We start from the raw sequence: 24,231 nt of genomic DNA, 5'->3' as shown, positions 1-24,231 counted from the left end.
GCATGGCCCGATCGATGCGTTAAACGGACTCTCTGTCGTAAACGGGACTTCAAGGAAGGAGAGCCGCTGGAAACCATGTCGCGGCAGAATGGGCCGCATGGATCTTCGCCAAGGCATCGGGCTGCGTCGACTGGGCAGGACCGCGGAAGAGTTCCAGCAGGATCTGTTGAGCAACCTCTTCTATCGGCGCGGCACCACAGTCGAGTCGGCGAGCGCGCGGGACGCGTACGAGACGCTCTCCCTCACCGTGCGGGACCGTCTCGCTGAACGCCGTGCCCGCACCGCGGCCGCGCACTACGCCAGCAATCCGCGCTGGGTCTACTACCTGTCCGCGGAATACCTGCTCGGCGCGCAGCTCGAACAGAACCTCCTCTACTCCGGTACCGGTGAACTGGCCAAGGAAGCGGTCAAGGCACTCGGTTTCACCCTCGAGGAGATCGACGACCTCGACGTCGAACCGGGCCTCGGCAACGGCGGCCTGGGACGTCTCGCCGCCTGCCTCGTCGACGCGATGGCCACCCGGGACATCCCGGCGGTGGGCTACGGCATCCGCTACGACTTCGGCATCTTCAAGCAGTCGCTCGCCGGCGGCGCCCAGGCCGAGGGGCCGGACGACTGGGCCTTCCAGGGCAACCCGTGGGAGTTCCCGGCACCCGACGACCGGCAGACCGTCGGCTTCTACGGCCACACCGAGCCGATCCCCGGCAGCCAGGCCCGCAAGCGCTGGGTGCCCGGCGAGGTCGTGCTCGGCGAGCCGAGCCACATGCTCGTCCCCGGGTACGGCACCGAGACCGTCAACATCGTCCGGCTCTGGCGGGCCCGTGGCAGCGAGGCCTCCTTCGACCTGAGCCGCTTCTCCGCCGGCCAGTACGCGGAAGCGGTCCAGGAGGCGGTCCGGGCCGAGAACATCAGCAAGGTGCTCTACCCCGACGACAGCACCGAGCTGGGCCGGGAGTTGCGCCTCAAGCAGCAGTACTTCCTGGTCTCCTGCTCGCTGCGGGACATCATCCGCCGGTTCCGGCTGCGCAACTCCGACTGGAACGACTTCGCCGACAAGACCGTCATCCAGCTCAACGACACCCACCCGACGATCGCGATCCCCGAGCTGATGCGGCTGCTCGTCGACGAGTACGAGCTCGAGTGGGACCGGGCCTGGTCGATCACTCGGCGGGTCTTCGCGTACACCTGCCACACCCTGCTTCCGGAAGCCCTCGAGACATGGCCGGTGCACCAGTTCGAGCGGCTGCTCCCCCGCCACATGGAGATCGTCTACCTGATCAACATGCACTTCCTGCGCGAGGTCGAGGCACGCTTCCCGGGCGAACCCGACCGGCTGCGGCGCATGTCGATCATCCAGGAGGAGCCGGAGCGCCGGGTCCGCATGGCGCACCTCGCGGTGGTCGGCACCGAGGCCGTCAACGGCGTCGCCGAGCTGCACTCCAAGCTGCTGCGCGAGACCGTCCTCAACGACTTCGCCGACCTGTGGCCGGCCAAGTTCCAGAACGTCACGAACGGCATCTCACCGCGCCGCTTCATCAAGATCGCGAACCCGCGCCTCTCCGACCTGATCACCGAGGGCCTCGGTGGCGACGCCTGGCTCACCGACCTGGAAGCCCTCGCCGGCCTGGAAGCCCTCGCCGACGACTCGTCGTTCCAGCAGCGCTGGCGTGAGATCAAGCGGGCCAACAAGGTCGCGCTGGCCGCCGGGCACCCCGACTCGCTGACCGACGTCATGATCAAGCGGTTCCACGAGTACAAGCGGCAGCAGCTCAAACTGCTGCACATCATCACGCTCTACCACCGGATCAGGCACGATCCCGGCGCCGACTGGGTGCCGCGCACCGTGCTCTTCGCCGGCAAGGCCGCACCGGCCTACCACGCGGCGAAGGACATCATCCGCCTGATCAACGCCGTCGGCTCGGCCATCGCCGCGGATCCGGTCGTCTCGCCGTACCTCAAAGTGGTCTTCTCGGAGAATTACAACGTCAGCCTCGCCGAGCGCATCGTCCCGGCCGCCGACCTCAGCGAGCAGATCTCGCTCGCCGGCAAGGAAGCCTCCGGCACCGGCAACATGAAACTCGCCCTCAACGGCGCCCTCACCATCGGCACCCTCGACGGCGCCAACATCGAGATCCGGGCCCGCGTCGGCGCCGAGAACTTCTTCCTCTTCGGCCTCGACGCCTTCCAGGCCGCCGAGATGCGCCTGCACGGCTACCGCCCGCGCGACTACTACGAGCACGACGCCGAGTTGCGCGCCGCCCTGGACGCCATCCAGGCGGGTGCCTTCGGCGGCGTCGGCCACGAGGTCGCCGGATCCCTCCTGGGCTGGGACGAATACCTCACCCTCGCCGACTACCGCTCCTACATGGAATGCCAGGACGAGGTCGAACGCGTCTGGCGCGACCAGACCCGGTGGACCAGGATGTCCGTGCTCAACACCGCACACAGCGGCTTCTTCTCCGCCGACCGCACCGTCGCCGACTACGCCGCACGCATCTGGCGGGTCGCGCCGGTCCCGGTCCCACCCGAGGATCAAACCCCTTAGACGTACGCCCAACGCCTCCGCCTCCGCCTCCGCCTCCACCTCCCCGCCAGCACCTCACCCGCTCTTCCGCTCCACCCGCGACCGCCGGCCTCCCCGGCGGTCGCGCCCGTTCCACCCCGGCCCGGCCCGCGCATTCCCTCGCCCGCCCAGCCGAGTGGCGGGTTGCGCCAGCTGGCCGCCAGCGGGGTGTTCTCCGCCGCCAGGCCCCGCTGCGCGCCAGCCGACCCACCCAGCTGGCCGCCAGCGGGGTGTTCTCCGCCGCCAGGCCCCCGGCTGGCGGTGAGACACCTAACGGCGCCTTGGTTACATGCGTGAGTGCCGGCCCGGTTCGCTCGGCTGGCGGTCACGCATCCCTCAAGGCGCGTGTTACATGCGTGAGTGCCGGCCGGGATCGCTCAGCCGTGGTCGAGCAACGTGAGCGGGAGAGCGGACGGGTCTAGGTCAGCGCTTGGAGGAGGTAGAGGAGGGCCAGGGCGGTGGCGAGGGCGCCGAGCAGGAAGCGCAGGGCGGCTTCCGGAAGGTGGGGCTGGAGGCGAGCGCCGAGGTAGCCGCCGATCAGGCCGCCGAGGCCGCAGAGCAGGCCGAGTGTCCAGTGTGGGGCGATGCTGCCGGTGGTGGTGAGGGCGAGCAGGCCGTAGGTGGCGGCGCCGGCCAGTGAGGTGACGAAAGTGGCGGCGAGGGCGGCGGGGGCGACGGTGGTCATCGGGATGCCTCGACCGGCGAGGATGGGGCCGAGCAGGGAGCCGCCGCCGATCCCGTAGATGCCGCCGATCGTGCCGGCAGCGGCGCCGAGTGCGATGACGGCGCGGGGCGTGAGGGCGGCGCGGGGAGGCTGGGAGCTGCGGGTGGGGCGGAGGGCGCGGGTGCAGAGCCAGAGGCCCAGGGGTAGGAGGACGGCTGCTACCACCAGGCGGAAGACTCGGGGGCCGGGTAGGGCGAAGACTCGCAGGAGGGCGCCGAGGATGACGCCGGGGAGGGTGCCGGCGATGAGTAGCCGGGTCAGCGTGACGTCGAAGCCGCCCTGCCGCACGTAGCGGAGTAGCGCGCCGGGGCCGGCGACCACGTTGTAGAGCAGGTTCGTCGGGGTGACCGCGGGGTTCGGCACGTGCAGGACGCTGAGCTGGACGGGTAACAGGAAGACCGCGCCGGAGACTCCCACCGGCGCGGTCACGATCGAGATCAGCAGGCCGGCGAAGAAGCCCGCAATCCCTAGTTCCATGGTCGATAAACTAGCCTATGGTCAGCGTTCCGTCGGTGTTGCGGGTGCAGCTCACCTGCCGGGCGGTGGTCGTCGCGGCGCCGGTGAGGCACTGGGCGAGGACGCCGTGCCCGGCCGCGTTCGGGTGCCACGACTCCTGGCAGGTCTGGTAGTAGGTGACGCAGGCGTTGGCGAAGCGCTGGATGGCGATCTTGTCGTATCCGGCCAGGTCGGTGATGGGAACGCCGGTCGTGCCGTCCTGCACCCGGATCGGTGTGGCGAGCGTGGTGGCCGGGTTCGTGCTCACCTCGCAGAGCCGGGCGCCGTCGAAGGCGCGCTGCACGTTGAGGCGGACGAGCTGGGGGAACTCGGCCTTCAGCGCGTTGTGGACCGAGCCGACCAGGGTGCCGAGCGAGGTGGAGAAGGAGTGCCCGGCCGGCAGGCTGGCCCGGTGGATCGGGCAGCCGGCCCGGTAGCGTTCGGCGCCGAGAGCCCGGAACTTGTCCCTGTCGTCCTGGCGGCTGTCCTCCTCGACGAGGCTCGGCAGCACGTCGGTCGCGAGCGGGTTGGTGTAGTCCTGCAGCACCACCCGGTGCTGCCCGTCGGCGTCGATCTGGTCGAGCACCGTCAGCAGCTCACGCACCGCCGCCGTGGTCTCCGCGGTGGCCGCCTGGAGCTGGGCCGCGGTGGCGAGATCGTCCGCCGAGCAAGGCTGCTGCGGCACCGGGCCGTTGATGTACGCCCAGAACTCCCACCACCCCGTCCAGGCATCCGCGATGAACTGGTTGGCACACTTGATCGCCACGTCCCCGAAGGTGAACGAGCTGTTGTTGGACCCGATCCCGAGCAGCACCAGGTCGATGTCGTGGGTCTGCGCCACCGCCCTCAGCTGCTGGATCTGGGAGGCCACCTGACGGCCGCCGGTGCGGGAGTTCGACGCCGACGCCAGGTCGTACGGCCGGCCGCCGGAGCAGGCCAGGTTGATCCGGGCCGCGATGCCGGGCAGGTCGGCCCGCTGGATCGAGGCGTTCGCCGAGCGGTGGCAGAAGTACGCGTTCGCGTTCGCCGCCGACCAGCCGGGGAAGCCCTGTGCGGCTCCGTTGACGTCGGTGACCGGCTGGTACGCCCCGGCACCCTCCCCGCTGATGAAACTGTCACCCAGCGCAACCGCAGCGGTCGGCAGCGCAGCCCGGGCCGGAACAGCCGGGGCGATCACGAGCAGGAAGGCCGTCAGGACATGGACAACCAGCGATTTCCGTGCCATTCGCCGATCTGATCATCCACGGCGAAGCTCGTCAATGTCGCAGGCACGTTCACCAGTCGTTTCGCCGGTAACGCGAAAGATATCCGCGTCTCATCCCTGCGGACGGCCCTTGCCGAACCGACGCCCGGATCTTTAACGTCGTGCGGTCCGGCGAAGACAGTCGTGCGGTCGGGAATGACGGTCGCGCGGTCCGGCGAAGACGCTAGCGAGGGGGTGTGGCAATGCGTGACGACGCCTTCCATACGTACTTCGAGCGCCATCACGCCTCGCTGTCGCGGCTCGCCTACCTGATGACCGGTGAGCCGGAGATCGCCGACGATCTGGCGGCGGACGCGCTGACCGAGGTATGGCGGCACTGGGACCGGGTCACCGCCGCCGACGACCCGGTCGCGTACGGCCACGGGATCGTGATGAACCTGGCCCGCAACTGGGTCCGGCGCCGCGGACGGGAGCGCCTGCTGACCCTCGAGACGCTGCGGCGCCGGGACAGCGACGTGCCCGCCGTGCTCGACGTCCGGGGTGCCCTGCGGAAGTTGCCGCACCGCCGTCGCGCCTGCGTGGTCCTGCGGTACGCGTTCGACCTGCCGGAGAAGGAGGTCGCCGGGATCCTCGGCATCTCGGTCGGCGCGGTGAAGAGCGCCACCTCGCGCGGCGCGAAACAGCTGGCCGAGCTCCTCGGCGACAGCCACGTGACCAGGTTCGACGACGGTTGGGAGGCGGCGCGATGAGGGACGACGAGCTCCGCGCGGCCCTGCGCGCCGAGGCGGACTCCCATCGGCCCGACCGGGAGGCCATGCTCGACCGGATCACGACGGCCGCGATGAGCACGGGCGGCGAACCGCAGCGGGCTGCCCGGCGCGGGCCCTCCGGCGGTGGGTCACGCGTGATGCCTGGTGGATCCCGGGTCCGGATGGCCGCCGCGGCTGCCGCGGTGGTCGCGGTGTTCGCCGGCGGTGGCGTCGCCAACTGGGCACTCGCCGGCAGCAACGACCACAAGGACGAGACCGCGCCGGCCCCGTCGCCGGCCGTCTCGGTCACCACCACGACGCCCAGCGCGAGCCCGGCCACACCTGCGAGCAGCGCCACAACGAAGCCGTCGGCCGGCAGCCCGGCGCCGAAGCCGGCCACGACAAAGCCGGCCCCGGCGAAGCCGGCAACGACGAAACCATCGCCGGCCGTTTCCAGGGGGAACACTCGGGTCGAGCAGGGGCCGCTCTGGTCCGACGGCTCGGTCGACGAGGGCGGCGACGCGAGCGTGGTCACCCTCAAGACCACGGAACGGCTCACGAGGCTCGAGGTGGTCATCCGGGTGGCGCGTACCGAGGGTCTGACCTCACGCGGTGGCACGAAGCAGACGCCCGGTGCCAGCGTGACGACCTCGGTCACCGAGGAGGCGGGCGCGTTGCTCTACCGGTTCGTGATGTCGTCGGCGGACACGCTCGGGCCGGGGACGTACACGTTCACGGCGAAGTACACGCACGGGCCGGGTGGCCGGGACGCCGGCGGGGACACCTATGAGGCGGTCGCGACCGCCGAGGGGGACGTCGCGCTCGACGTCTACGGGAACTTCTTCCAGGGCTGAGCATTCGGCCTGGACCACCACTTCAGCCCGGCGGGCGCGCTGCGGCCTCGACCGGGCGAACGGTCGCGGTGTAGCCCGTCCAGCCCCGTGGTCCGGTTTTGAGAGCCCCTTGTCTCGTACCGTTGCATCTGAATTCTTCAGGGTACGGCGACGAAGCGTGAGTTGATCACGGCCATGGTGTGTATCTCGTCCTCGGTGAAACCGGCGGTGAGCAGGCGGTCGGCGAAGAGGGCGAGTCCGTCCTCGACCGGCGGGTTGAAGGGCTGGCCGAGGTCGCTGGAGAGGATCGAGTGCTCGGGTCCGATCGCGCGGATGGTGGCAAACAGGTCGTCCCAGAGAACCTTGCCGGTGTGCGGGGTGGTGAAGCAGCGTTCCAGCAGAGCACCCATGCCGGCGAGGCGGCGCTGCTCGGCGACCGGAAGCCGCTGCGACGTGAACTCGGGGTGGGTGACGACGATGCGGCGGACGCCCTCCTCGCGCGCCGCGATGACCACCGCGACGATCTCCGCGGCCGCGAGATGGCCGGTGGCCAGAACCATGTCGTGCCGGGCGACGACGCGCAGCACCCGGCGCACCTGATCGAGCACCTCGCCGTCGTCGTTCACGACCTCGACCACGTCCGGCACGATGCCCTGAGCGTGCAGGTCGGCCTGGAGCGCGCCCCACATGGCCGGTTTCGCACCGGGAAGGTCGTTCGCGGTGCTGGTGCGCTGATTGCGGGAGTCCACGGTGGGCATCCAGACGATCCGGGCACCCAGCCGGCCGGCGATCTCGACGGCGGCGGGGTTCATCCCGCCCATCGAACCGTTCAGGGTGATCGCGCCGAGGACGTCGACGCCGGGCACCGCTTTGCGGACGACGGCGGCACGCTCGGCGGTGGGGACGTAGTGCGACTTCAGCACAAAACCGGAAAGGCCCACCGCTTTGCAGCGGTGGGCCAGATCCAGGTCGTCTATCCGCCGGTCCATGACGTCGGGCGCCACGTGGACGTGGGTGTCGTAGGCCCCGGTGACCAGGGAGCGGGCGGCAGCGGTCGGAACCGTCATGCCACTATCTAGTCCTCCTTGATGTCCTTCAGCGCAAGCGCCTCGATGACGTTCTTGTCAGCGTTCCACTTCTGCAGGGTGGAGCCGTCGCACGGCGCCACGTAGATCTTGCTGACGTTGTTCTCCGTCTTGAAGAGGTCCGCGGGGTTGGAATACTTCACGTCGCGCGGGGTGAGGCAGTAGTTCCCGGTGCCGTCGACGATCTGGTACGCGGTGGCGTACTGGTCGGTCTTGCCGTAGACGGTCCAGTTCTGGTTGGCGTTGCCGGTGCACGCACGCGTCTTGACGTACTGGGACACGTTGGGCGACATCGGACTGGTGAGGCAGTACGTACCGGTCGGCGAGGTGTTCTTGTAGGTGTAGATGGTTCCGTCGGCGAAGTTCTTGGCCAGGCCGTCGTTCTTCACGTCGAGGGCCGGCAGGGTGTATTTCTGGTTCCAGGACACGTTCGCCGGGGAAGGGTTCTGCTTACAGGGCCAGGCGATCATGTGCGTGTACCCGGGGTCCTGGTTGGTGGCGTCCAGGCAGCGGCCGAACTGGTAGTAGTTGACCAGCTGACCGACCTTCCTGCCTTGATCGGAGGCGGCCATGCCGGCGCCGAGCGCGGAGTCCGGCGCCCACCGCCGCGTGTTGTCGGTACCCGTGCTGCAGGTCTTGTTGGTCAGCAACAAGGGCATGCCCTGACCCTGGTGCGCCATGCAGAAGCTACCGGTGTTGGCGCCGTTGGTGAGGTTCGTGCTGAGCAGGTTCGAGTTGTCGTTGAAACTCCACTGCTGGCGCCAGAGCGACGGCGCGGTGGCCTGGCACGGTTCGAGGGTGAAGACCTTGCCATCGACATGAGTGGTCCCGGCCTCCAGACACAGCCCGCGGGGACGGCTCGGCGTCTGCGATACGACCAGGACGAACTGCAGGACGTCGTTGTACGCCCACGTCTGCCGGACACTGCCCGAGCTGCACTTCTGCATCGTCACCACCTGGCCGGGCAGCGGGTCGTTGCTGCCCGCGTCCACACAGAGGCTGGCGTAGGCGCCGGCGCTGCGCAGCAGACCGCCGTAGATGTTCGTGTTGGCGGTGTGCAGGATGTAGGTGCCGTCCAGTGTCCGCTTCGCCGTCTTGCCCTTGGTGATCCCGGTTCCGGTCGAGGTGAACATGGCGAACGCGGGCACATACTGCGGGCCATTGTTCCCCTGGCACGCTACGGCGTTGTTGTCGAGCCAGGTTGCCGACTGGCCTTGCGGGTCGGTGCGGTAATAGCGCACCCACACCTCGTAGGACGCGTCGTTGCCACCGCCCACCTTGCCTTCCAGGCCATTTCCCGGCTGCCTGTTCTCAGCCGGCGGGAGTCCGGTGCACGGCAGCTTGGCCCGGTCGCCCTTCAGCTCGCCCTCGGGGTTGGCGGTGACGGCCCCCCGCAACTGTGCCAGGCCCACGTCCAGACCGGCCTGCGCCGCATGCAGCGCCAGCGATTTCCGCTCGTTGTGACTGGTGTCGCTCATCCGGGACAGCACGATATTGGTCAGCATCGCGCTCAGGCTGACTCCGACCAGCACGACCAGCATGGCCATCGGCATGGAGCCACGGTCTTCGCCGCGGCGCTTGGTAGGTCGCTTCATGAGGTCACACCCCTGGCTTCGATACAGGTTGTCGCGTTGTTGGAGATGGCCGTGGCGTTGAGCGCGGTGAAGGTCACGTCGGTCACCCGCTGGGAGGCGGAGGCGTTCTTGCCGACGGTCGCCGTCAGCTTCAGGTTCAGCCGCTGGTACCGGAAGCCGGTGAGTGGGCTGGCATCCGGAGCCGTGACGTTGAACGGCTTGGCCGACTCCATGTGCGAGCCCAGGGTGGTCCAGGCGGTCGGGGCCAGCGGGGTGAGGTTCTGCTCCCACTGCCGACGCTGGAGCTCGCGCGAGACCGTGTTCAGCCGCAGCTCCACGCACGTATCCACCTCTTTGAGGTTGACCACGTACTCGACGTGCCAAGACCCGTCGACCAGCGCTGGGTCGCTGATGCTCCGGGCGTACCGGATCTCGCGGTCCAGCCGGAGAAAGGCCGAGGTGATCTGGGTCTGCGCCTCGGCCTCCGCGTCGATCTCGTTGACCGACCGGTAGATGTCCAGGATCGAGGTGGTGACGATCGCCATCACGATCATCATCACGGTGGTGGTGACCATGACCTCGATCAGCGTCACGCCGGAGTCGTCGCGGCCGGGCAACCGCTTCCGCAGCTCACGCATCATCAGTTCACGATCCACTTCCAGGTCTGGGAAACCGTCGCGTTGTTGCTGTCGGTCACCGTGAGCACCGGGTTCCAGGTCCCCTTCGTGGTGGGAGTGCCACTGACCGTGCCGGCCGCGCTGTCGACGACCAGCCCGGGCGGCAGGCCGGTGGCGGTCCACTTGGTATAAGGCTGGACACCACCGGTCGCGGTCGGCTTCACAACAGTGGCCACGTTGCCCTGCTTGGTCGTCTGGGTGTTGATCGTGTTCACGGCCAGGGCGGGCACGGTCCAGGTGAAGGATTTGGTGTCGAACCGCGACCAGAAGTCGGTGACGGTCAGCGCCACGCTGTAGACCCCGGGCGCCGTGGGCGTGCCGGAGACGACACCGGAAGCGGCGTCGACGGTGATGCCCGGTGGCAGACCGGTCGCGGTCCACGTGTAGGCGACGGTGCCGTTGGCGGCGACGTAGGTCTTCGTGTATGCCACCCCACCTGTAGAGGTGATGTTGGGAGCCGACGTGGAGATCGTCGGCAGCGCCTTGATGGTCCAGGTGAACGTGATGAAGTCTTCTTGGTCGTAGGCGTCCCGCGCGGTGATCCGGACACCGGCATAGGCCTTGGCTGTTGTCGGGGTGCCGGTGACGAGGCCGCTGGCGGAGTTCATCACCAGGCCGTCAGGCAGGCCGGTCGCCGTCCAGGTCCGCTTCTGGTCATCGGAGCCGCCGCTTGTCTGGAACTGGTAGGAGACCGGCGTGCTGATGTCATGGATCGGGGGGCTGCTCACCGGAGTCACCACCAGCGCCGAGGCCGCACCCTGCGAGTTGAACTCCGGCTCGTCCGTGTTGCTGCCGAGCAGCGACGAACTGACGTAGGCGCAGGTGTTGTCGTTCTTGACGTTGTTGTCCCCGGAGCTGTCACAGCGCGGGTTCCTCCAGGTCACCGCAATGACGACCCGGTAGAAGGGCACGGTCACGGTATTGCCGGTAACCGTCCTGACGCACTCCGAGTCCGTACCGACGGGCCGCACGCACCTGCCGATGAACCACCGCTGCCGGTACTCCATGCCATTGACCATCACCGAGTGGAAGGTCGTGGGCAGCGCGGCCGTCGCGGGCTTGTCCGCGACACCGGTCTCGTCCGCGTTCACGTTGGTGGCGTTGCTGTCGAACCCCATCTCGACGTCGGCGAGCAGGTCATTGACCGCGGGCGGCATGGTCCCCTCGGCCCACTGCCGCTCCGAGCTCTTCTCATCCCGGCCGAACAGGATCGCACCGGTCTTCATGGCACGGACCCGCTCCATGGCGTCGTCAGCGACCTGGACGGCGATCTGCGTGTCACCCTCGTTGTGGTTGATCCGCATGACGGTCACGAAGTACTGGGTCAGCGACATCATCACGACCATGATCACGGCGGTCGCGACCAGCGTTTCGATCATGGTGAAGCCGTCGTCGGCGGGACGGGGCGGGCGAACGGCGCCCCGGCCGCGGGGTCGGGTCAGCAACGCGCGCCTCCTTCAGGCCAGATTTGGTGCTCGAGCAGAGATCTGCCGTAGCAACCATCGGCACACCGGGGCGGGAGTGAAGATTTCTAGGCGTACTCCACGGCGGGGCCGGCGCCCTGGAGTTCGAACAACCGCCGCAGCGCGGGCGAACACCCCACCAGGCGCAGACGGTGCTTTCCGTCCGACGGGACCCGCATCAGGACGCTCACCGCGGCACCGTCTGCGAACCGCAGCCGGGACACGTCGACAGTGAGCACGGCGGTGTCGGCGATCAGGTGTTCCATCACCGCTTCCAGGGCGTCCCGGTTCGACAGGTCGGCCTCGCCCTCCAGCCGGATGCCCGCCGGTTCGGTGGTGCGCACCGCGCGCAGCAGCGGCACTGTTCTCGGCGCTGTCTCCGCGGAGAAGGTGGCCGGGTGCGACCGGCTCACCTGGCGCAGCTGGCCGGGGGTGAACAGGCTCGGGTCGTACAGGCACACACCCATCGCGAAACCTTCGGCGAAGAGGCGGTTGACCTGAGCCTCGTACCAGGGCAGGCGGTCGGTCCAGAACATGTCGCCGATCGACCGCAGACCCCGGTGACCGGCCGCCCGGGCCCGGTCGGCCTCCGCCCGCCAGCTGCACAGGGCCACCTCGGGATCGAAGCCGTCACCCCGCAGGCACGACGGGCCGGGACCGGCGATCCGCAACTGGTCACGTCTGCTGGCGGCGGCGACGTCCACCCCCTGTGCGACCAACTCCGCCTCGAGGAGTTCGGCGCCCCGGCCGTGGTAGATCACACGGTGCTGGTCGCGCAGGCCGGCCCGCACGTACGCGGCCACACTCCGGGTCCGCAGCGGCTCGTCGTTGACGACGACACAAACATGATCGCCGGGCCGGAGTCGATCGAGCGCCATCACGCCCCCTCGGTCGATGTGGGCTCACCGTACTTTCCCGGTGGTGGCGCGCGGTATCGCTGAAACGGGGGTCAGCAGTGTTGTCCCGCTTGTCTCGCTGTCCCGCTTGTCTCGCTCGGACGGCGCCGGGCGGGCAGAATCCCGTTATGGCTGAAAACGACCCGCTCGACCTGCTGGACATCACGACCCTGCTCAGCGACGAGGAACGGCAGATCCAGGAGACGGTGGGACGGTTCGTGGCGGACCGGGTCCGGCCGTACGTCGCCGAGTGGTTCGAAGCCGGCACGTTCCCCCGGGAGTTGGCACCGGAGCTGGGCAAACTCGGCGTGCTCGGCATGCACCTCGACGGATACGGCTGCGCGGGCACCAGCGCGGTCGCCTACGGGCTCGCCTGCCTCGAACTGGAGGCCGGCGACTCCGGCCTGCGCAGTTTCGTCTCGGTGCAGGGTTCCCTGGCGATGTTCTCGATCTGGAAGTACGGATCCGAGGAGCAGAAACAGGAGTGGCTGCCCCGGATGGCGGCCGGTGAGGCGATCGGCTGCTTCGGCCTGACCGAGCCCGACTTCGGCAGCGACCCGGCCAACATGCGCACCCGAGCCGTCCGCGACGGTGACGACTGGATCCTCACCGGCACCAAGATGTGGATCACGAACGGCAGCATCGCCGATGTCGCCACGGTGTGGGCGCAGACCGAGGACGGGATCCGCGGGTTCCTCGTACCGAAGGACACCCCCGGCTTCACCACCCGCACCATCAAGCAGAAACTCTCGCTGCGCGCCTCGATCACCGGCGAGCTGATCCTCGACGACGTACGCCTACCCGACTCCGCCCGCCTGCCCGAGGCCCGTGGCCTGGGCGCACCGCTGGGCTGCCTCAGCGAGGCCCGGTTCGGCATCGTCTTCGGCTCCACCGGCGCCGCCCGCGACAGCCTGCGCACCGCCCTCGACTACGCGAAGACCCGCATCCAGTTCGGCAAGCCGATCGCCGCCTTCCAGATGACCCAGGAGAAACTGGCGAACATGGCTGTCGACCTGAACGCCGCCACGCTGCTCGCCCTGCACCTCGGGCGCCTCAAGGACGCCGGCACGATCAAGCCGCACCAGATCAGCGTGGGCAAGCTGAACAACGTACGGAAGGCCCTCGCCATCGCCCGTGAGTGCCGCACCATCCTCGGCGGCAGCGGCATCACGCTGGAGTACTCGCCGCTGCGCCACGCCAACAACCTGGAGTCGGTGCTCACCTACGAGGGCACTTCCGAGATCCACACGCTGGTGATCGGCCAGACCCTCACGGGCCTGCCCGCCTACCGCTGAGCCGGGCCGGGTTACTCGCCGCGCTCGCGGGCGCGGCGACGCTCGGCCATCTCCCAGTTGATGATGTACTGCCGGATCATCTGGGCCACCACCTCCTGGGTACGGAAGATCAAGATCAGCTGCTGGCCGGTCCCGTCGTCCTCGGGCCGGACCGTGTGCACCTTGCCGGTGATCCGCACCTCGCCGCTGCCCAGCCACACCACCGCCTCCATGTCGTCACCGACACGCACCGGCAGGGTCTGACTGATCCGGCAGCGCAGGCCACCCTCGCTGATGTCGAGCAGCATGCCGTCCGCCTCGGACGCCCGCTCTTCCTCGGCCGCCGTGAGGCGCACCGCGGCACCGCCCCCACCGCGCACGAACTCCCGCCGGTTGCTGACCTGCGGCTCGCCGATCGGAGCCAGCCGCCACCGGAACGGCATGGTGTCGGTGATCTCCACAAGCCGGACCGGCAGCACGACGCGGGTCCGCGGCGGCGCCCAGAAGATCTGAAACTCATGCCCGGCCTTCATCGCCGCGGGACCAGCCGTCTCCAGCGGCGCGGCGACACAGAACGTCCCGTCCTCGACGGCCTCGAGCCGCGAGCGGAAGTTGGCACCCTCACCGAGCGCCAGGAACACCGGCGTACCGGCCTCAGGCAGACCCGCCACCGCGAACTGCTGCTCGACTGTCCCGTTCATCCTCACCACTCATCTCATACCGGTTTCCGGACGCGAGATGCTCCGGCCAGTGGTCAATGTCGGCCACGACCGCGCCAACGTAAGGTTTCCACCCAGCACGACTCGGCAGCTTTCAACCCCTTTTCTCGTACGCGAACCGACAGTTACCAGAACCAGCTACCCCGTTCCCTTCTGTGCGCGAGCGGCCAAGTGCCCACTCCAGGCCATAGCGCCCGCTGCGGACGTGGCGGGTGGCTGAGGTCCCGGACGTCCCGGAGATCCCGGACGTCCCGGAGGTCCACAACGCCGGAGCCCGTTACCGCGTACCCCTGCGGTGTGTTTATGATCTTGCCGCGTGATCCACAGTAAACTGTCCATAGTGGCAGCAAGCGGATTTTTCCTCGCCTCAACGCTTCTCGGCCCCACCCCCGCCCACGCGTCCGAAACTGATCCTCCCCAGGTCGAACTGGTACTCGACGTCAGCGGCTCCATGCGCGCCGACGACATCGACGGCGCCACCCGGATGGAAGTCGCCAAGCAGGCCTTCAACGACGTCGTCGACGCGCTGCCGGAAACCACCCAGCTCGGCATCCGGGTACTCGGCGCGACCTACGGCGGTAAGAGCAAGCGGGTCGGCTGCAAGGACACCCAGCAGATCGTCCCCGTAGGCCCGGTCAACCGGGTCGCCGCCAAGAACGCCATCGCCACCCTGAAGCCCACCGGTTTCACCCCCATCGGCCTGGCCCTGCGCGAGGCCGCAAACGACCTCGGCGACACCGGCTCGGCACGCCGCATCGTCCTGATCACCGACGGCGAGGACACCTGCACCCCGCCCGACCCGTGCGAGGTAGCCCGCGAACTGGCCGCCCAAGGCACCAGCCTGGTAATCGACACACTAGGCCTCACCCCCGACGAGAAAACCCGCAAGCAACTGGTCTGCATCTCCACCGCGACCGGAGGCACGTACGCCTCGGCCAAAAGCGAAGCCGAACTCACCGACCGCATCAAGCAACTGGTCGACCGCGCCGCCCAGCCACCACCGGTCACCCCCGCCGCAGTCACCGGAGCCTCCGACTGCCCCGGCGCACCACTGCTGTCAGCCGGCGTCTACACCGACCGCGAACTGATCGGCGAACACCGCTTCTACCGCGTCTCAGTACGCCCCGACCAGGAACTACGCGCCTCGATCAGCATCTCTCTGGACCGCCCCCTGAACCGCGATTACGGAGTCCTCCTGAAGGCCGCCGCCCTCGACGGCCGCGAACTGGTCCGCGGGGTAGACGCAGGCAGCGGACGCGCGGACGTCCTCTCCACCGGCCTACGCTGGTCCGCCTCCTCTTTCCCCTTCTCCTCGAACGACTCCTCTTCGGATTCCTCCTCCTCCAGCTCTGCCTCCACACCCGCCGACGTCTGCCTGATCGTCAGCAACTCCTTCGCGTCCGCCACCGCGGCCGGCGCCCCCGGCATGCCCGTAGAACTCACCATCGGCCTGACCGACGCCTCCGACACCCCTGACGCACCCGGCCTGGGCCGCGGCTGGCTGCTACTCCTCGTACTCGCCGCCGCGGGTCTCCTGGCCGGCGTACTCACCGGCTGGCTCACCCGCTGGTGGGTCGCCAAGTGGAGGGAAAACTGATCATGCGCCCCGCCAACGCTCGCTCCACGGCCGCTCTCATCGCCGCCGCCCTCTCACCCCTGTTCGCCACTCCCGCTCTCGCCAGTCCCGCCCCAGCCACTCCCGCCCCAGCCACTCCCGCGCCGGCCGAGATCAGCAGCGCCGGAACCTCGTTCCTCACCGCGGTACCGATCTCCCCGGACCAGCCGGTACAGGTCGGCGCGGTGACCGGCGACTACCTCTACTGGTCGTTCTCGGCCGAAGCCGGCCGGCGCCCCGAGCTCGCGATCAATGTGGCACTCCCCCCGGCCGCCGACCGATCCGGCGCGCAGTCGTGGACAGTCGAGGTCTTCGACGGGCTACGCCGGCGCCAAGCCTGTGTTTCCGGAGAGCAGAGCCCGGTAGCCGCACCCGCCGACAACGCCGTAACCCTCGGTTGCCGGCTCCGCCAGGTCCGCTCCTGGGCCGAACCGTGGGACGGTGACCCGCTGCCCGGCACGTATTACGTGCGGCTCTCCACTACCGAGATGCCTGAGAAGGACCTCGGCCTGCCGGTGGAGGTCGGCCTCACTCTCACCACCCCGACCGGCGACACCGGCGCCGACCAGGGAGTACTGGCCGCGCCGCTGGTTCCCGACAACCGTCCCGGAAAGGTGCTCACCACTCCCGAACCCTTCACACCGGAAGAGGAGAGCTCGTTCTCAGCAGACTGGCTGCCCGACTTCTCCTCCCGCTGGATCTGGACCGCGGGCGGCGGCGTCCTGGCCGCCCTCACCGGCCTCCTCGGCTTCTCCTGGACCCGCCGCCGCCCCACCTGACCCCCAGCTGGCTCCCAGAGGGGCCCGCCGGACCAAAACACCCCGCTCACGGCCAGCCGGACAGACCAGCTGGCGCCCAGAGGGGCCTGCCGGGCGAAAACACCCCGCTCACGGCCAGCCGGATTGAACAGGGCGGTGGGGCGGGTCACGGCTGGGAGCGGCGGAACCGGCCCAGCGTGTGGCCGGTGGCCTGCTTGCACAGGTATTCGGCTCGTTCGTAGGAGAGGCGCCGCCGGCCGGTGTCGGGGCACAGGTCGGCGGCGGGCGGGCGTCGGCTGGGACGCCGGTCAGAAAGGAAAAGCGGTCCTCGGGTGCGGTTGCCGATCAGCTCCGGAAGCAACCGGGCAGTCGCAGAGCGCCAGACTATGGAAGCGGATCGGGCGCTCCGGTCGTTCAGGTCCAGGTCCTCCACATTGAGCTGGAGGATGACCGCGATCGGCGCGGTGGACTCCTGCAGCAGGGACCACAGGGCCAGCTCACGCACGGGATATTCGCCACGCGGGCTGGGGGCGGGAGGAGGCGGGGCGGTGTGGGTGATGGGTCGGGAGTGGAGCGCCGCGGCGAGACCGGGAAGTTCCGCCCAGGTGCAGAAGGAGCGGAATGCCGCCACGTGCCTGTTCCAGCCGCGAGGAGCCACGTCCGGCCACGTCATGACGAAGATCTCGGCAACCCGCTCCGCAGTGAGCTCACCCAGCGGCGTCCGATCACCCGCGGACCGCGCGATCCGGGACAGAGTCTGACCGTACGCACGGGCGGTAGCCGGCCCGAACCGAGCCAGAAAATCGGAGATCGCGGCGCCGAACAGCGGACCCTCGTGGGCCGGCAACTCCAGCGCCACCGCGCGCTTCAGCAGAAAAGCCCGCTCAGCAGCGTTGCGGGCCAGCGTCGCGGCGCGTTCGAGTTCGAGGCGGGCCTCGGCGGGGCGGCCGAGGCGGGTCAGGAGATCACCGCGTACGCCGGGGAGCAGGTGGTAGCCGGCGAGTTTCGGGTCGGCGCGTAACCGGTCGAGGAGGTCGAGGCCGGCCTGCGGTCCCCGGGCGAAGCCGACCGCTACGGCACGGTTGAGCCGGACGACCGGAGTGGGCAGGAGGTGTTCCAGGGTTTCGTAGAGGGCGGCTATCCGTACCCAATCGGTTTTGTCCGCGGTGCTGGCCTGCGCGTGACAGACCGCGATGGCCGCCTGGAGCAGGTACGGCCCGGGAGCACCGCCCACCTCGCGGGCCCGCAGCATCGCCGCGAAGCCGCGGTTGATCAGCAGGCGGTCCCAGCGGCCGCGGTTCTGCTCGTGGAGGGGGATCGGTTCGCCGTCGGGGCCGGTACGCGCGGACGACCTCGACTGCTGGATCTCCAGGAGCGCCACGAGCCCGTGCACCTCGGCCTGGTCCGGTGCCAGGGCGGCGAGCAGGCGAGCCAGCCGGAGCGCCTCGAGGCAGAGGTCGGCGCGGATCAGATCGGCGCCCGCGGTGGCCGAGTATCCCTCGTTGAAGATCAGGTAGACGACCTCGAGGACGGAGGTCAGTCGTTCGCGGAGTTCGGCGCCGGCCGGCAGCTCGTACGCGACGCGCGCCTCCGCCAGGATCCGTTTGGCCGCCGCGATCCGCTGGGTGATCACGGACTCGCCGGTCAGGAAGGCGCGGCCGATCTCGGCCGGGGTCAGCCCGGCCACCACCCGCAGGGTCAGAGCGAGTCGGGCGTCCGCGGGCAGCACCGGGTGACACGAAATGAACAGCAGCCGCAGGACGTCGTCTCCGGAGCCCGGGTCCGAAAGGTCAGAAGGGACCGAAGAGTCGGAAACATCGGACGAGTCGAGGCTCTGGAGCCGGGCAGACCGCCGGAAATGGTCGACCGCCCGCCGCTTGGCGATGGTCGTCAACCAGGCGCCGGGATTGTCGGGAATCCCGGCGACCGGCCACTGCTCCAGGGCGGCCACCAGCGCGTCCTGCGCGAGCTCCTCCGCCAGGCCGACGTCGTGGACCAGCCGCAGGAGCCCGGCGACGATGCGCGCGGACTCCTGCTTCCAGACGGCGCCGACCGCCGCGGAGAGGTCGGCCATCAGGCTCTCACGGGCCGTAGACCTGCTGGATCATGCTCTCCCCGTCCCCGACGATTTTGCGGAAGCGGCGGCCCAGCTCGATCGCCTCCTCGCGGGAGCGGACCTCGATCAGGGCGAAGCCGGCGATGGCCTCCTTGGCCTCGGTGAACGGCCCGTCGGTCACGGTGATCTCGTCGCCGGACGAGCTCAGCTTGACGCCGGCCGGGTCCAGGCCGCCGGTGGCCAGCAGGACGCCCGAGGCGGTCAGTTCCTCGACGAAGGCGGCCATGTCGGCGTAGAGCTTCGCGTCGGGCTCGGTGTCCTGGGCCTTCTGCATCATGAGGTAGCGCATCGTGTTTCTCCGTTCGTCGGGATTGCTTCTGCACCAGCGTCGAACGAGGGGAAGTGACAGGTAATTCAAGCATTACCTGTCACTTCGCCAGTACGACGTCCAGGCAGACATCCAAGAACAAGGAGCTGACATGACTTCCGCTGCTATCCCCCGTACCGTCGCCCTCCCCAACGCCCGAGTGGCACTCGCCGCCGCCGGACCGCTCTGGGTGAGTGTCTCGCTCGTCCAGGTCTTCGCTCGCGAAGGATTCGATCTTCTGCGGCATCCGCTCAGCCTGCTCAGCACCGGCGGGCTCGGCTGGGTGCAGATCGCCAACTTCGTCGTGGCCGGGCTGCTGATGGTGATCGGCGCCGGGAGCCTGGGCGGGAAGTGGGCACCGCGCCTGACCCGCGTCGCCGGAGCCGGCATGATCGCCGCCGGTGTGCTGGTGATGGACCCGGGCAGCGGTTTCCCGGCCGGTACGCCCGACACCGTGCCGACGACGATGAGCTGGCACGCCGTCGGGCACATGGTGGCCGGATCGATCACCTTCCTCGCGCTGATCATCGGCTGCTACGTGCTGGCCCGCGGATATGCGACCTCGGGCTCGCGTGGCATGGCCGTGACCGGCGTGATCGCCGGGACCGCGCTGCTGGCAGGGGATCTGTGGGCGATGTCCGGTGGCGCGGCCGGAACGCTCACCCTGGCAATCGGAGCGAGCGCCGCGATGTGCTTCGTCTCGCTCGCGGCACTTCGCAGGTGACGAAGAAGGGGGATTCCGGCAGGCCGGAATCCCCCACCGAGAATCAGAGCTTGTCGAGCTGCGTGACCACCATCGCGATCGCGAAGAACCCGTAGAACGCGATCGCCACCAGCATCCCGCCGAGCCGCCAGCCCTTCAGCCGGACCGGCGCCGGCAGGTCCCGCGTGTTGAGCCGGACCAGCAGGATCGAGTACAGCAGCGTCACCACCGACGCCGCACAGGTCGACACGATCAGCAGCCCGATCGGCTGGGTGAACCCGGCCAGCAGGATCACCGAGCCGAGCACGATCTCGCCCCAGACCACCGCCAGATAGATGCGGGACTCGGTCCACCGGGCGGACCCGGCCAGGTAGTTGCGGCTCAGGAAGTCCGACACGACCCGGCCGATGATGTCGAGCAGGCCCATCGCCGCCGCCCAGAGGGAGACCGCCGCGACGGCCAGGAACAGCAGCTTCAGCCAGGTGCCCACCTCACCGGCGAAGATGTCACCCTGGATCAGCAGGAACGACGGGTCCGACTTGAGGTCGTCGCGGCCGAACAGGGTCTCGTAGGCGAGCAGGCTCATCACGCCGATCGTCACGAAGCAGACCGCCACGAAGGTGACCAGGTGCTCGGCGTTGGCCCGCTTCCACCAGACGTTCCACCGGCTCATCGAGGTCTCGTCGAGCGGGAACTGGTAACGGTCGGTACCGGCCGCCTCCTCCTGGCCGGTGATCGGTGAGATGAGCCGGGGCACGTGGGCGCCCATGCCGTACCGCTTGTCGCGGATCCAGTTGCTGAGCACCAGGTTGTGCACGCCGCCGGCTCCGGCCGCACCGATCGCGCTGAGGATCAGGGTGAACGTGATGCCGTCCGGGATCTGACCGAACTCGGTCACCGTGGCCTTGGCACCCTCGCCCCAGGTGCTCAGCGAGATCACGAAGACCACGACGACTGCCAGGAAGAACAAGGTCAGGGCGACCTTGACGGTCTCGACCCGCTCGACGGTCTTGTAGACCACCTTGGACAGCGACAGCAGCAGACCGACGATGACCAGGCTGGCCACCGTGATCCAGACCGGGTCACCACCACCGATCAGGTACGTGAAGACTGTCGAGCCGCTCGTCGCCCACCCCGGCCACACGTACTGGAAGGCACCCGCGAGGCAGACGATGATGCCCCACCCCTTCCACCACCGGGAGAAGCCGGCGACAACGGTCTGCCCGGTGGCCAGGGTGTAGCGCTCGATCTCCATGTTGATGACGAACTGCACGGCCAGGGTGGTGAAGGCCAGCCAGAGCAGGCCGAGGCCGCCGATCGCGGTCAGGTACGGCCACAGGATGATCTCGCCGGCCGCCATGCCGATGCCGACGGCGATGATGCCGGGGCCGATCATCCGGCGCAGCGAGAGTGGTTCGGGGAGTTCTCGGGTGACGACGCTCTCGTCGGGGGTGGTTTTCGCACGCATGTCGCGCTCCAGGAGTTTCGGGAGGGGATTACGCGGCGTGGATCTCGCCTCGTTCGGCCAGCAGGACGTCGAGGTGATCCAGCATTCGCGCGGTGTCGGGGGTGTGCCCGGTGAAGTGCTGAAACGCGGCGGCGGCTTGGTAGGCGCACATCGCCGTGCCGCCGACCGCCCGCAACCCGGCGGCACGGGCGGCACGCAGCAGCTCCGTCTCCACCGGCATGTAGACGATGTCGGCGACCCACAGGCCTTGGTGGAGCAGCTCTGCGGGCAGCGGTATCCCCGGGTGGGATCGCATGCCGATCGGACTGGTGTTGACCAGCCCGTCGGCGTCCGCGATCACCGATGGCAGCTCGGACGGCGCTGCCACGGCGACGCGGGGCTCGTTCAGGTGGGCGGCGAGCGACTCCCGTCGCCCGGCATCCGGGTCGACGATCGTCAACCGCTCGACGCCCATGCTCAGTTGTGCGTACGCGCAGGCGGCTCCGGCTCCGCCCGCACCCAGTTGCACGACGTGCCGGGTCAGCGCGCCGGGCAGGGTGGCCCGGAACGCCTCGGTGAACCCGTACGCGTCGGTGTTGTGGCCGTGCCGCTCCCCGTTGCGGAAGACCACGGTGTTGACCGCGCCGATCGCGCGCGCCTGGGGTGACAGGTGGTCGAGGAGCTCGATCACCTGTTGCTTGAAGGGATGGGTGATGTTCAGGCCGGCGAAACCGTCACGTTCGGCCTCGTCCAGCCGCCGGCCCAGAGAAGCCGGCTCGTCCACATCGAACAGGGCATAACTGAGGTCGAGCCCCTGACTGCGTCCCTCGGCCTCGTGCAGTGCCGGTGACAGCGACGTGCCGATCCCTGCTCCGATCAAGCCGCATCGGCAGACAGCCATGTCACGCCCCTGGAATAGCTAATGTACGAACTGGTACGTTAGTTATCGGCTGTGACGGCAGACACTGTCAAGCCCCACGGCGAACTTACTTCCAGGACGCGGGACGAAATCAGGAGGTCAGATGCGCCGCTCGATCGCGACAGTCTGTGTTTCCGGCACCCTCGGCGACAAGCTCACCGCGGCCGCCGCGGCAGGCTTCGACGGGATCGAGATCTTCGAGAACGATCTTGTGGTCTCGCCGTGGTCACCGAAGGAGATCCGGAGCCGCTGCGCCGACCTCGGCCTGAGCATCGACCTCTATCAGCCGTTCCGCGACTTCGAGGCGGTCCCGCCGGAGGTGCTCGCGCGGAACCTCGATCGCGCCGAGCGCAAGTTCGACGTGATGGCCGAGCTGGGCGTGGACACGATCCTGGTGTGCTCGTCGGTCTCCCCCGCCGCCGTCGACGATGACGAACTCGCGGCATCTCAGCTGCGTCAGCTGGCGGAGCGCGCTGGAACCCGAGACATCCGTATCGCGTATGAGGCTCTGGCCTGGGGCAAGCACGTCTCCACCTGGGACCACTCGTGGCGGATCGTCCAACAGGCCGATCATCCGAACCTCGGGCTCTGCCTCGACTCCTTCCACGTCCTGTCCCGCGAGGTCGACCCGGCCGGGATTGCGGGAATCACCCCCGGAAAGATCTTCTTCCTGCAGCTCGCCGACGCGCCGTACCTGCACATGGACGTGCTCCAGTGGAGCCGCCACCACCGCCTCTTTCCCGGCCAAGGCGCCTTCGACCTGCCCGGATTCGTCGGCCTGGTGCTCGCCGCCGGCTACGACGGACCGCTCTCGCTCGAGGTCTTCAACGACGTCTTCCGTCAGGCGGACCCCGCGCGCACCGCTGTCGACGCAATGCGCTCCCTGATCGCACTCGAGGACCGCATCGACGGCCCGGCACGGCGGCTCCCGGCCGCTCCGGAGCTGGCCGGGCTCGCGTTCACCGAGTTCGCTGTGGACGGTCAGTCCGGCCCCGAGCTGCGGACCGCCCTGCGCGGCCTCGGATTCACTCATACCGGTCAGCACCGCACCAAACCGGTCGAGCTGTGGGAGCAGGCCGCCTGCCGGATCGTGCTGAACAGCGCGGTCACCCGCCCGCAGGCGCCCGGCGCGGCGACCATCAGCGCCTTCGCGATCACCTCCGCTGATCCGCAACGGTCACTGCAGCGCGCGGAGGCGTTGTCCGCGCCGGCTCATCCCAACGTCCGCGAACCCGGCGAGGCAGAGCTGGCAGCGATCATCGCCCCCGACGGGACGAGCGTGTTCGTCACCCGGCCCGACGACGACTGGCGCTCCGACTTCCTGCCCACCGGTGTGCCGGCGGCCCCGGGCGCGGGCCTCCGCACCACCGACCACCTGGGACTAGCCCAGCCGTTCGACCACTTCGACGAGGCCGGTCTCTTCTACCACTCCGTGCTCGGCCTGGACCATCTCGCGACCGAGGAGTACGCGGCGCCCTTCGGACTGATGCGCTCCCGAGCCGTCGCCAACCCCGATCGCACCGTGCGCCTGGCCCTGACCGTCGCCCTGCTGCGCCGCGGCGAGTGGGCCCCAGCGGTCGCCGACCCCCAGCACGTGGCCTTCAGCACCGACGACATCATCGCCACCGCCGCCGCGCTCTCCCGTCCCGGCCTACCGGCGCCGCTGCCCAGCCTGCCGGTGCCCGACAACTACTACGCCGACCTGGCCGCCCGCTTCGCCCTGTCCGACGACTTCATCGCCACACTGTGTCGCTACGGCATCCTCTACGACCGCGACGCGTCCGGCGGCGAACTGCTCCACCTTTACACCCCGGTCCTCGGCGGCCGCGTCTTCTTCGAAATCGTCCAACGCCGCCACTACGACCGCTTCGGCGAAGCCAACGCCCCGGTCCGCATGGCCGCTCATCGCCACCGCAGGCTCAATAAAGGATAAAAACGCCTTTATCGTACGGTCGACGAACGGCTCTGCCATCCCACGCGATCTCCCTGCCCACTCCCGCCTCTGCCGCGCCCGCCGGGCGGAGATCGCCGGTCCAGCCTCACCCCACCACCCGCCCCCAGCCGCCCCAAACCAGCTGGCCCCCAGCGGGGCCTCCCAGCCCGCAAAACC

At 69.0% G+C, this 24,231-nt stretch carries 20 protein-coding genes; 8 read left to right on the top strand and 12 right to left on the bottom strand.

What is annotated here, in order from left to right; translation table 11 throughout:
• Positions 1–97: 97 nt before the first annotated feature.
• On the top strand, positions 98–2,545 hold the full coding sequence (locus tag ACFQV6_RS01750) for a glycogen/starch/alpha-glucan phosphorylase (RefSeq protein ID WP_378025479.1): 2,448 nt from the start codon (positions 98–100) through the stop codon (positions 2,543–2,545).
• Between the two features lie 436 nt (positions 2,546–2,981).
• Here the strand turns inward: ACFQV6_RS01750 and ACFQV6_RS01745 are convergent, their stop codons facing one another.
• Both ACFQV6_RS01745 and ACFQV6_RS01740 read right to left on the bottom strand, forming a co-directional pair.
• A complete protein-coding gene (locus tag ACFQV6_RS01745; protein WP_378025478.1) occupies positions 2,982–3,764 on the bottom strand; it encodes a TSUP family transporter in 783 nt (260 codons plus the stop codon).
• Between the two features lie 10 nt (positions 3,765–3,774).
• Positions 3,775–5,007 (bottom strand): hypothetical protein, encoded by a 1,233-nt coding sequence (locus ACFQV6_RS01740; RefSeq protein ID WP_378025477.1) that lies wholly within the window; start codon positions 5,005–5,007, stop codon positions 3,775–3,777.
• 221 nt (positions 5,008–5,228) lie between these two features.
• Between ACFQV6_RS01740 and ACFQV6_RS01735 the strand changes: the two genes are divergently transcribed.
• A complete protein-coding gene (locus ACFQV6_RS01735) occupies positions 5,229–5,735 on the top strand; it encodes a SigE family RNA polymerase sigma factor (protein ID WP_378025476.1) in 507 nt (168 codons plus the stop codon).
• The gene (locus tag ACFQV6_RS01730; RefSeq protein WP_378025475.1) at positions 5,732–6,589 is read left to right on the top strand and encodes a hypothetical protein; all 858 of its coding nucleotides are present in this window, start codon (positions 5,732–5,734) and stop codon (positions 6,587–6,589) included. Before ACFQV6_RS01735 ends, ACFQV6_RS01730 begins: the two co-directional genes overlap by 4 nt.
• Before the next feature lie 137 nt (positions 6,590–6,726).
• Here the strand turns inward: ACFQV6_RS01730 and ACFQV6_RS01725 are convergent, their stop codons facing one another.
• The 5 genes from ACFQV6_RS01725 to ACFQV6_RS01705 all read right to left on the bottom strand — a co-directional run bounded on the left by ACFQV6_RS01725 (position 6,727) and on the right by ACFQV6_RS01705 (position 12,245).
• A complete protein-coding gene (locus ACFQV6_RS01725; RefSeq protein WP_378025474.1) occupies positions 6,727–7,635 on the bottom strand; it encodes a DUF6282 family protein in 909 nt (302 codons plus the stop codon).
• A gap of 8 nt (positions 7,636–7,643) precedes the next feature.
• Positions 7,644–9,248, bottom strand: coding sequence for a ricin-type beta-trefoil lectin domain protein (locus tag ACFQV6_RS01720; RefSeq protein ID WP_378025473.1), 1,605 nt, complete (start codon positions 9,246–9,248; stop codon positions 7,644–7,646).
• Positions 9,245–9,868: a prepilin-type N-terminal cleavage/methylation domain-containing protein gene (locus ACFQV6_RS01715; protein ID WP_378025472.1), complete on the bottom strand. Its 624-nt coding sequence runs from the start codon at positions 9,866–9,868 to the stop codon at positions 9,245–9,247. Before ACFQV6_RS01715 ends, ACFQV6_RS01720 begins: the two co-directional genes overlap by 4 nt.
• Entirely contained in the window at positions 9,868–11,349 is a 1,482-nt protein-coding gene (locus ACFQV6_RS01710; RefSeq protein ID WP_378025471.1) for a putative Ig domain-containing protein, read from the bottom strand. The genes ACFQV6_RS01715 and ACFQV6_RS01710 overlap by 1 nt, the downstream gene beginning before the upstream one ends.
• A gap of 86 nt (positions 11,350–11,435) precedes the next feature.
• Complete coding sequence (locus ACFQV6_RS01705; protein WP_378025470.1) at positions 11,436–12,245, bottom strand: MEDS domain-containing protein; 810 nt, start codon at positions 12,243–12,245, stop codon at positions 11,436–11,438.
• Positions 12,246–12,391: 146 nt separating this feature from the next.
• Between ACFQV6_RS01705 and ACFQV6_RS01700 the strand changes: the two genes are divergently transcribed.
• Positions 12,392–13,558 carry an acyl-CoA dehydrogenase family protein gene (locus ACFQV6_RS01700; protein WP_378025469.1) on the top strand — a complete coding sequence of 389 codons (1,167 nt, stop codon included), beginning with the start codon at positions 12,392–12,394 and terminating at the stop codon, positions 13,556–13,558.
• An 11-nt stretch (positions 13,559–13,569) separates the two neighbouring features.
• Here ACFQV6_RS01700 and ACFQV6_RS01695 read toward each other — a convergent pair whose 3' ends face one another.
• A complete protein-coding gene (locus ACFQV6_RS01695; RefSeq protein WP_378025468.1) occupies positions 13,570–14,238 on the bottom strand; it encodes a PilZ domain-containing protein in 669 nt (222 codons plus the stop codon).
• 334 nt (positions 14,239–14,572) lie between these two features.
• On the opposite strand from ACFQV6_RS01695, the gene ACFQV6_RS01690 reads away from it, so the two are divergent.
• Positions 14,573–15,853, top strand: a complete 1,281-nt coding sequence (locus tag ACFQV6_RS01690; protein WP_378025467.1) for a VWA domain-containing protein — start codon at positions 14,573–14,575, stop codon at positions 15,851–15,853.
• Positions 15,853–16,650, top strand: a complete 798-nt coding sequence (locus ACFQV6_RS01685) for a peptidase (RefSeq protein ID WP_378025766.1) — start codon at positions 15,853–15,855, stop codon at positions 16,648–16,650. The genes ACFQV6_RS01690 and ACFQV6_RS01685 overlap by 1 nt, the downstream gene beginning before the upstream one ends.
• 145 nt (positions 16,651–16,795) lie before the next feature.
• Here the strand turns inward: ACFQV6_RS01685 and ACFQV6_RS01680 are convergent, their stop codons facing one another.
• The gene (locus ACFQV6_RS01680) at positions 16,796–18,703 is read right to left on the bottom strand and encodes a DUF6596 domain-containing protein (RefSeq protein WP_378025466.1); all 1,908 of its coding nucleotides are present in this window, start codon (positions 18,701–18,703) and stop codon (positions 16,796–16,798) included.
• Positions 18,704–18,710: 7 nt separating this feature from the next.
• On the bottom strand, positions 18,711–19,034 hold the full coding sequence (locus tag ACFQV6_RS01675; RefSeq protein ID WP_378025465.1) for a YciI family protein: 324 nt from the start codon (positions 19,032–19,034) through the stop codon (positions 18,711–18,713).
• A gap of 130 nt (positions 19,035–19,164) precedes the next feature.
• On the opposite strand from ACFQV6_RS01675, the gene ACFQV6_RS01670 reads away from it, so the two are divergent.
• Positions 19,165–19,776 (top strand): DUF998 domain-containing protein, encoded by a 612-nt coding sequence (locus tag ACFQV6_RS01670; RefSeq protein ID WP_378025464.1) that lies wholly within the window; start codon positions 19,165–19,167, stop codon positions 19,774–19,776.
• A 43-nt stretch (positions 19,777–19,819) separates the two neighbouring features.
• On the opposite strand, the gene ACFQV6_RS01665 is transcribed toward ACFQV6_RS01670, so the two are convergent.
• Both ACFQV6_RS01665 and ACFQV6_RS01660 read right to left on the bottom strand, forming a co-directional pair.
• Positions 19,820–21,223 (bottom strand): Nramp family divalent metal transporter, encoded by a 1,404-nt coding sequence (locus ACFQV6_RS01665; protein WP_378025463.1) that lies wholly within the window; start codon positions 21,221–21,223, stop codon positions 19,820–19,822.
• Between the two features lie 28 nt (positions 21,224–21,251).
• Complete coding sequence (locus ACFQV6_RS01660; RefSeq protein ID WP_378025462.1) at positions 21,252–22,103, bottom strand: shikimate dehydrogenase; 852 nt, start codon at positions 22,101–22,103, stop codon at positions 21,252–21,254.
• Positions 22,104–22,224: 121 nt separating this feature from the next.
• Here ACFQV6_RS01660 and ACFQV6_RS01655 point away from each other — a divergent pair, with 121 nt between their 5' ends.
• On the top strand, positions 22,225–24,054 hold the full coding sequence (locus tag ACFQV6_RS01655; RefSeq protein WP_378025461.1) for a bifunctional sugar phosphate isomerase/epimerase/4-hydroxyphenylpyruvate dioxygenase family protein: 1,830 nt from the start codon (positions 22,225–22,227) through the stop codon (positions 24,052–24,054).
• The last annotated feature ends 177 nt before the right edge of the window (positions 24,055–24,231 follow it).

Source organism: Actinoplanes sp. GCM10030250 (genome assembly GCF_042666575.1).
GTDB lineage: Bacteria > Actinomycetota > Actinomycetes > Mycobacteriales > Micromonosporaceae > Actinoplanes.
Note: the sequence above shows the minus strand (reverse complement) of the source record. Positions and strands in the feature narration are given on the sequence as shown.

Coding starts and splice junctions, on each gene's coding strand:
- ACFQV6_RS01750 (WP_378025479.1), top strand. CDS start 98: ATGGATCTTCGCCAAGGCATCGGGCTGCGTCGACTGGGCAGGACCGCG.
- ACFQV6_RS01745 (WP_378025478.1), bottom strand. CDS start 3,764: ATGGAACTAGGGATTGCGGGCTTCTTCGCCGGCCTGCTGATCTCGATC.
- ACFQV6_RS01740 (WP_378025477.1), bottom strand. CDS start 5,007: ATGGCACGGAAATCGCTGGTTGTCCATGTCCTGACGGCCTTCCTGCTC.
- ACFQV6_RS01735 (WP_378025476.1), top strand. CDS start 5,229: ATGCGTGACGACGCCTTCCATACGTACTTCGAGCGCCATCACGCCTCG.
- ACFQV6_RS01730 (WP_378025475.1), top strand. CDS start 5,732: ATGAGGGACGACGAGCTCCGCGCGGCCCTGCGCGCCGAGGCGGACTCC.
- ACFQV6_RS01725 (WP_378025474.1), bottom strand. CDS start 7,635: ATGACGGTTCCGACCGCTGCCGCCCGCTCCCTGGTCACCGGGGCCTAC.
- ACFQV6_RS01720 (WP_378025473.1), bottom strand. CDS start 9,248: ATGAAGCGACCTACCAAGCGCCGCGGCGAAGACCGTGGCTCCATGCCG.
- ACFQV6_RS01715 (WP_378025472.1), bottom strand. CDS start 9,868: ATGATGCGTGAGCTGCGGAAGCGGTTGCCCGGCCGCGACGACTCCGGC.
- ACFQV6_RS01705 (WP_378025470.1), bottom strand. CDS start 12,245: ATGGCGCTCGATCGACTCCGGCCCGGCGATCATGTTTGTGTCGTCGTC.
- ACFQV6_RS01700 (WP_378025469.1), top strand. CDS start 12,392: ATGGCTGAAAACGACCCGCTCGACCTGCTGGACATCACGACCCTGCTC.
- ACFQV6_RS01695 (WP_378025468.1), bottom strand. CDS start 14,238: ATGAACGGGACAGTCGAGCAGCAGTTCGCGGTGGCGGGTCTGCCTGAG.
- ACFQV6_RS01680 (WP_378025466.1), bottom strand. CDS start 18,703: ATGGCCGACCTCTCCGCGGCGGTCGGCGCCGTCTGGAAGCAGGAGTCC.
- ACFQV6_RS01675 (WP_378025465.1), bottom strand. CDS start 19,034: ATGCGCTACCTCATGATGCAGAAGGCCCAGGACACCGAGCCCGACGCG.
- ACFQV6_RS01670 (WP_378025464.1), top strand. CDS start 19,165: ATGACTTCCGCTGCTATCCCCCGTACCGTCGCCCTCCCCAACGCCCGA.
- ACFQV6_RS01665 (WP_378025463.1), bottom strand. CDS start 21,223: ATGCGTGCGAAAACCACCCCCGACGAGAGCGTCGTCACCCGAGAACTC.
- ACFQV6_RS01660 (WP_378025462.1), bottom strand. CDS start 22,103: ATGGCTGTCTGCCGATGCGGCTTGATCGGAGCAGGGATCGGCACGTCG.
- ACFQV6_RS01655 (WP_378025461.1), top strand. CDS start 22,225: ATGCGCCGCTCGATCGCGACAGTCTGTGTTTCCGGCACCCTCGGCGAC.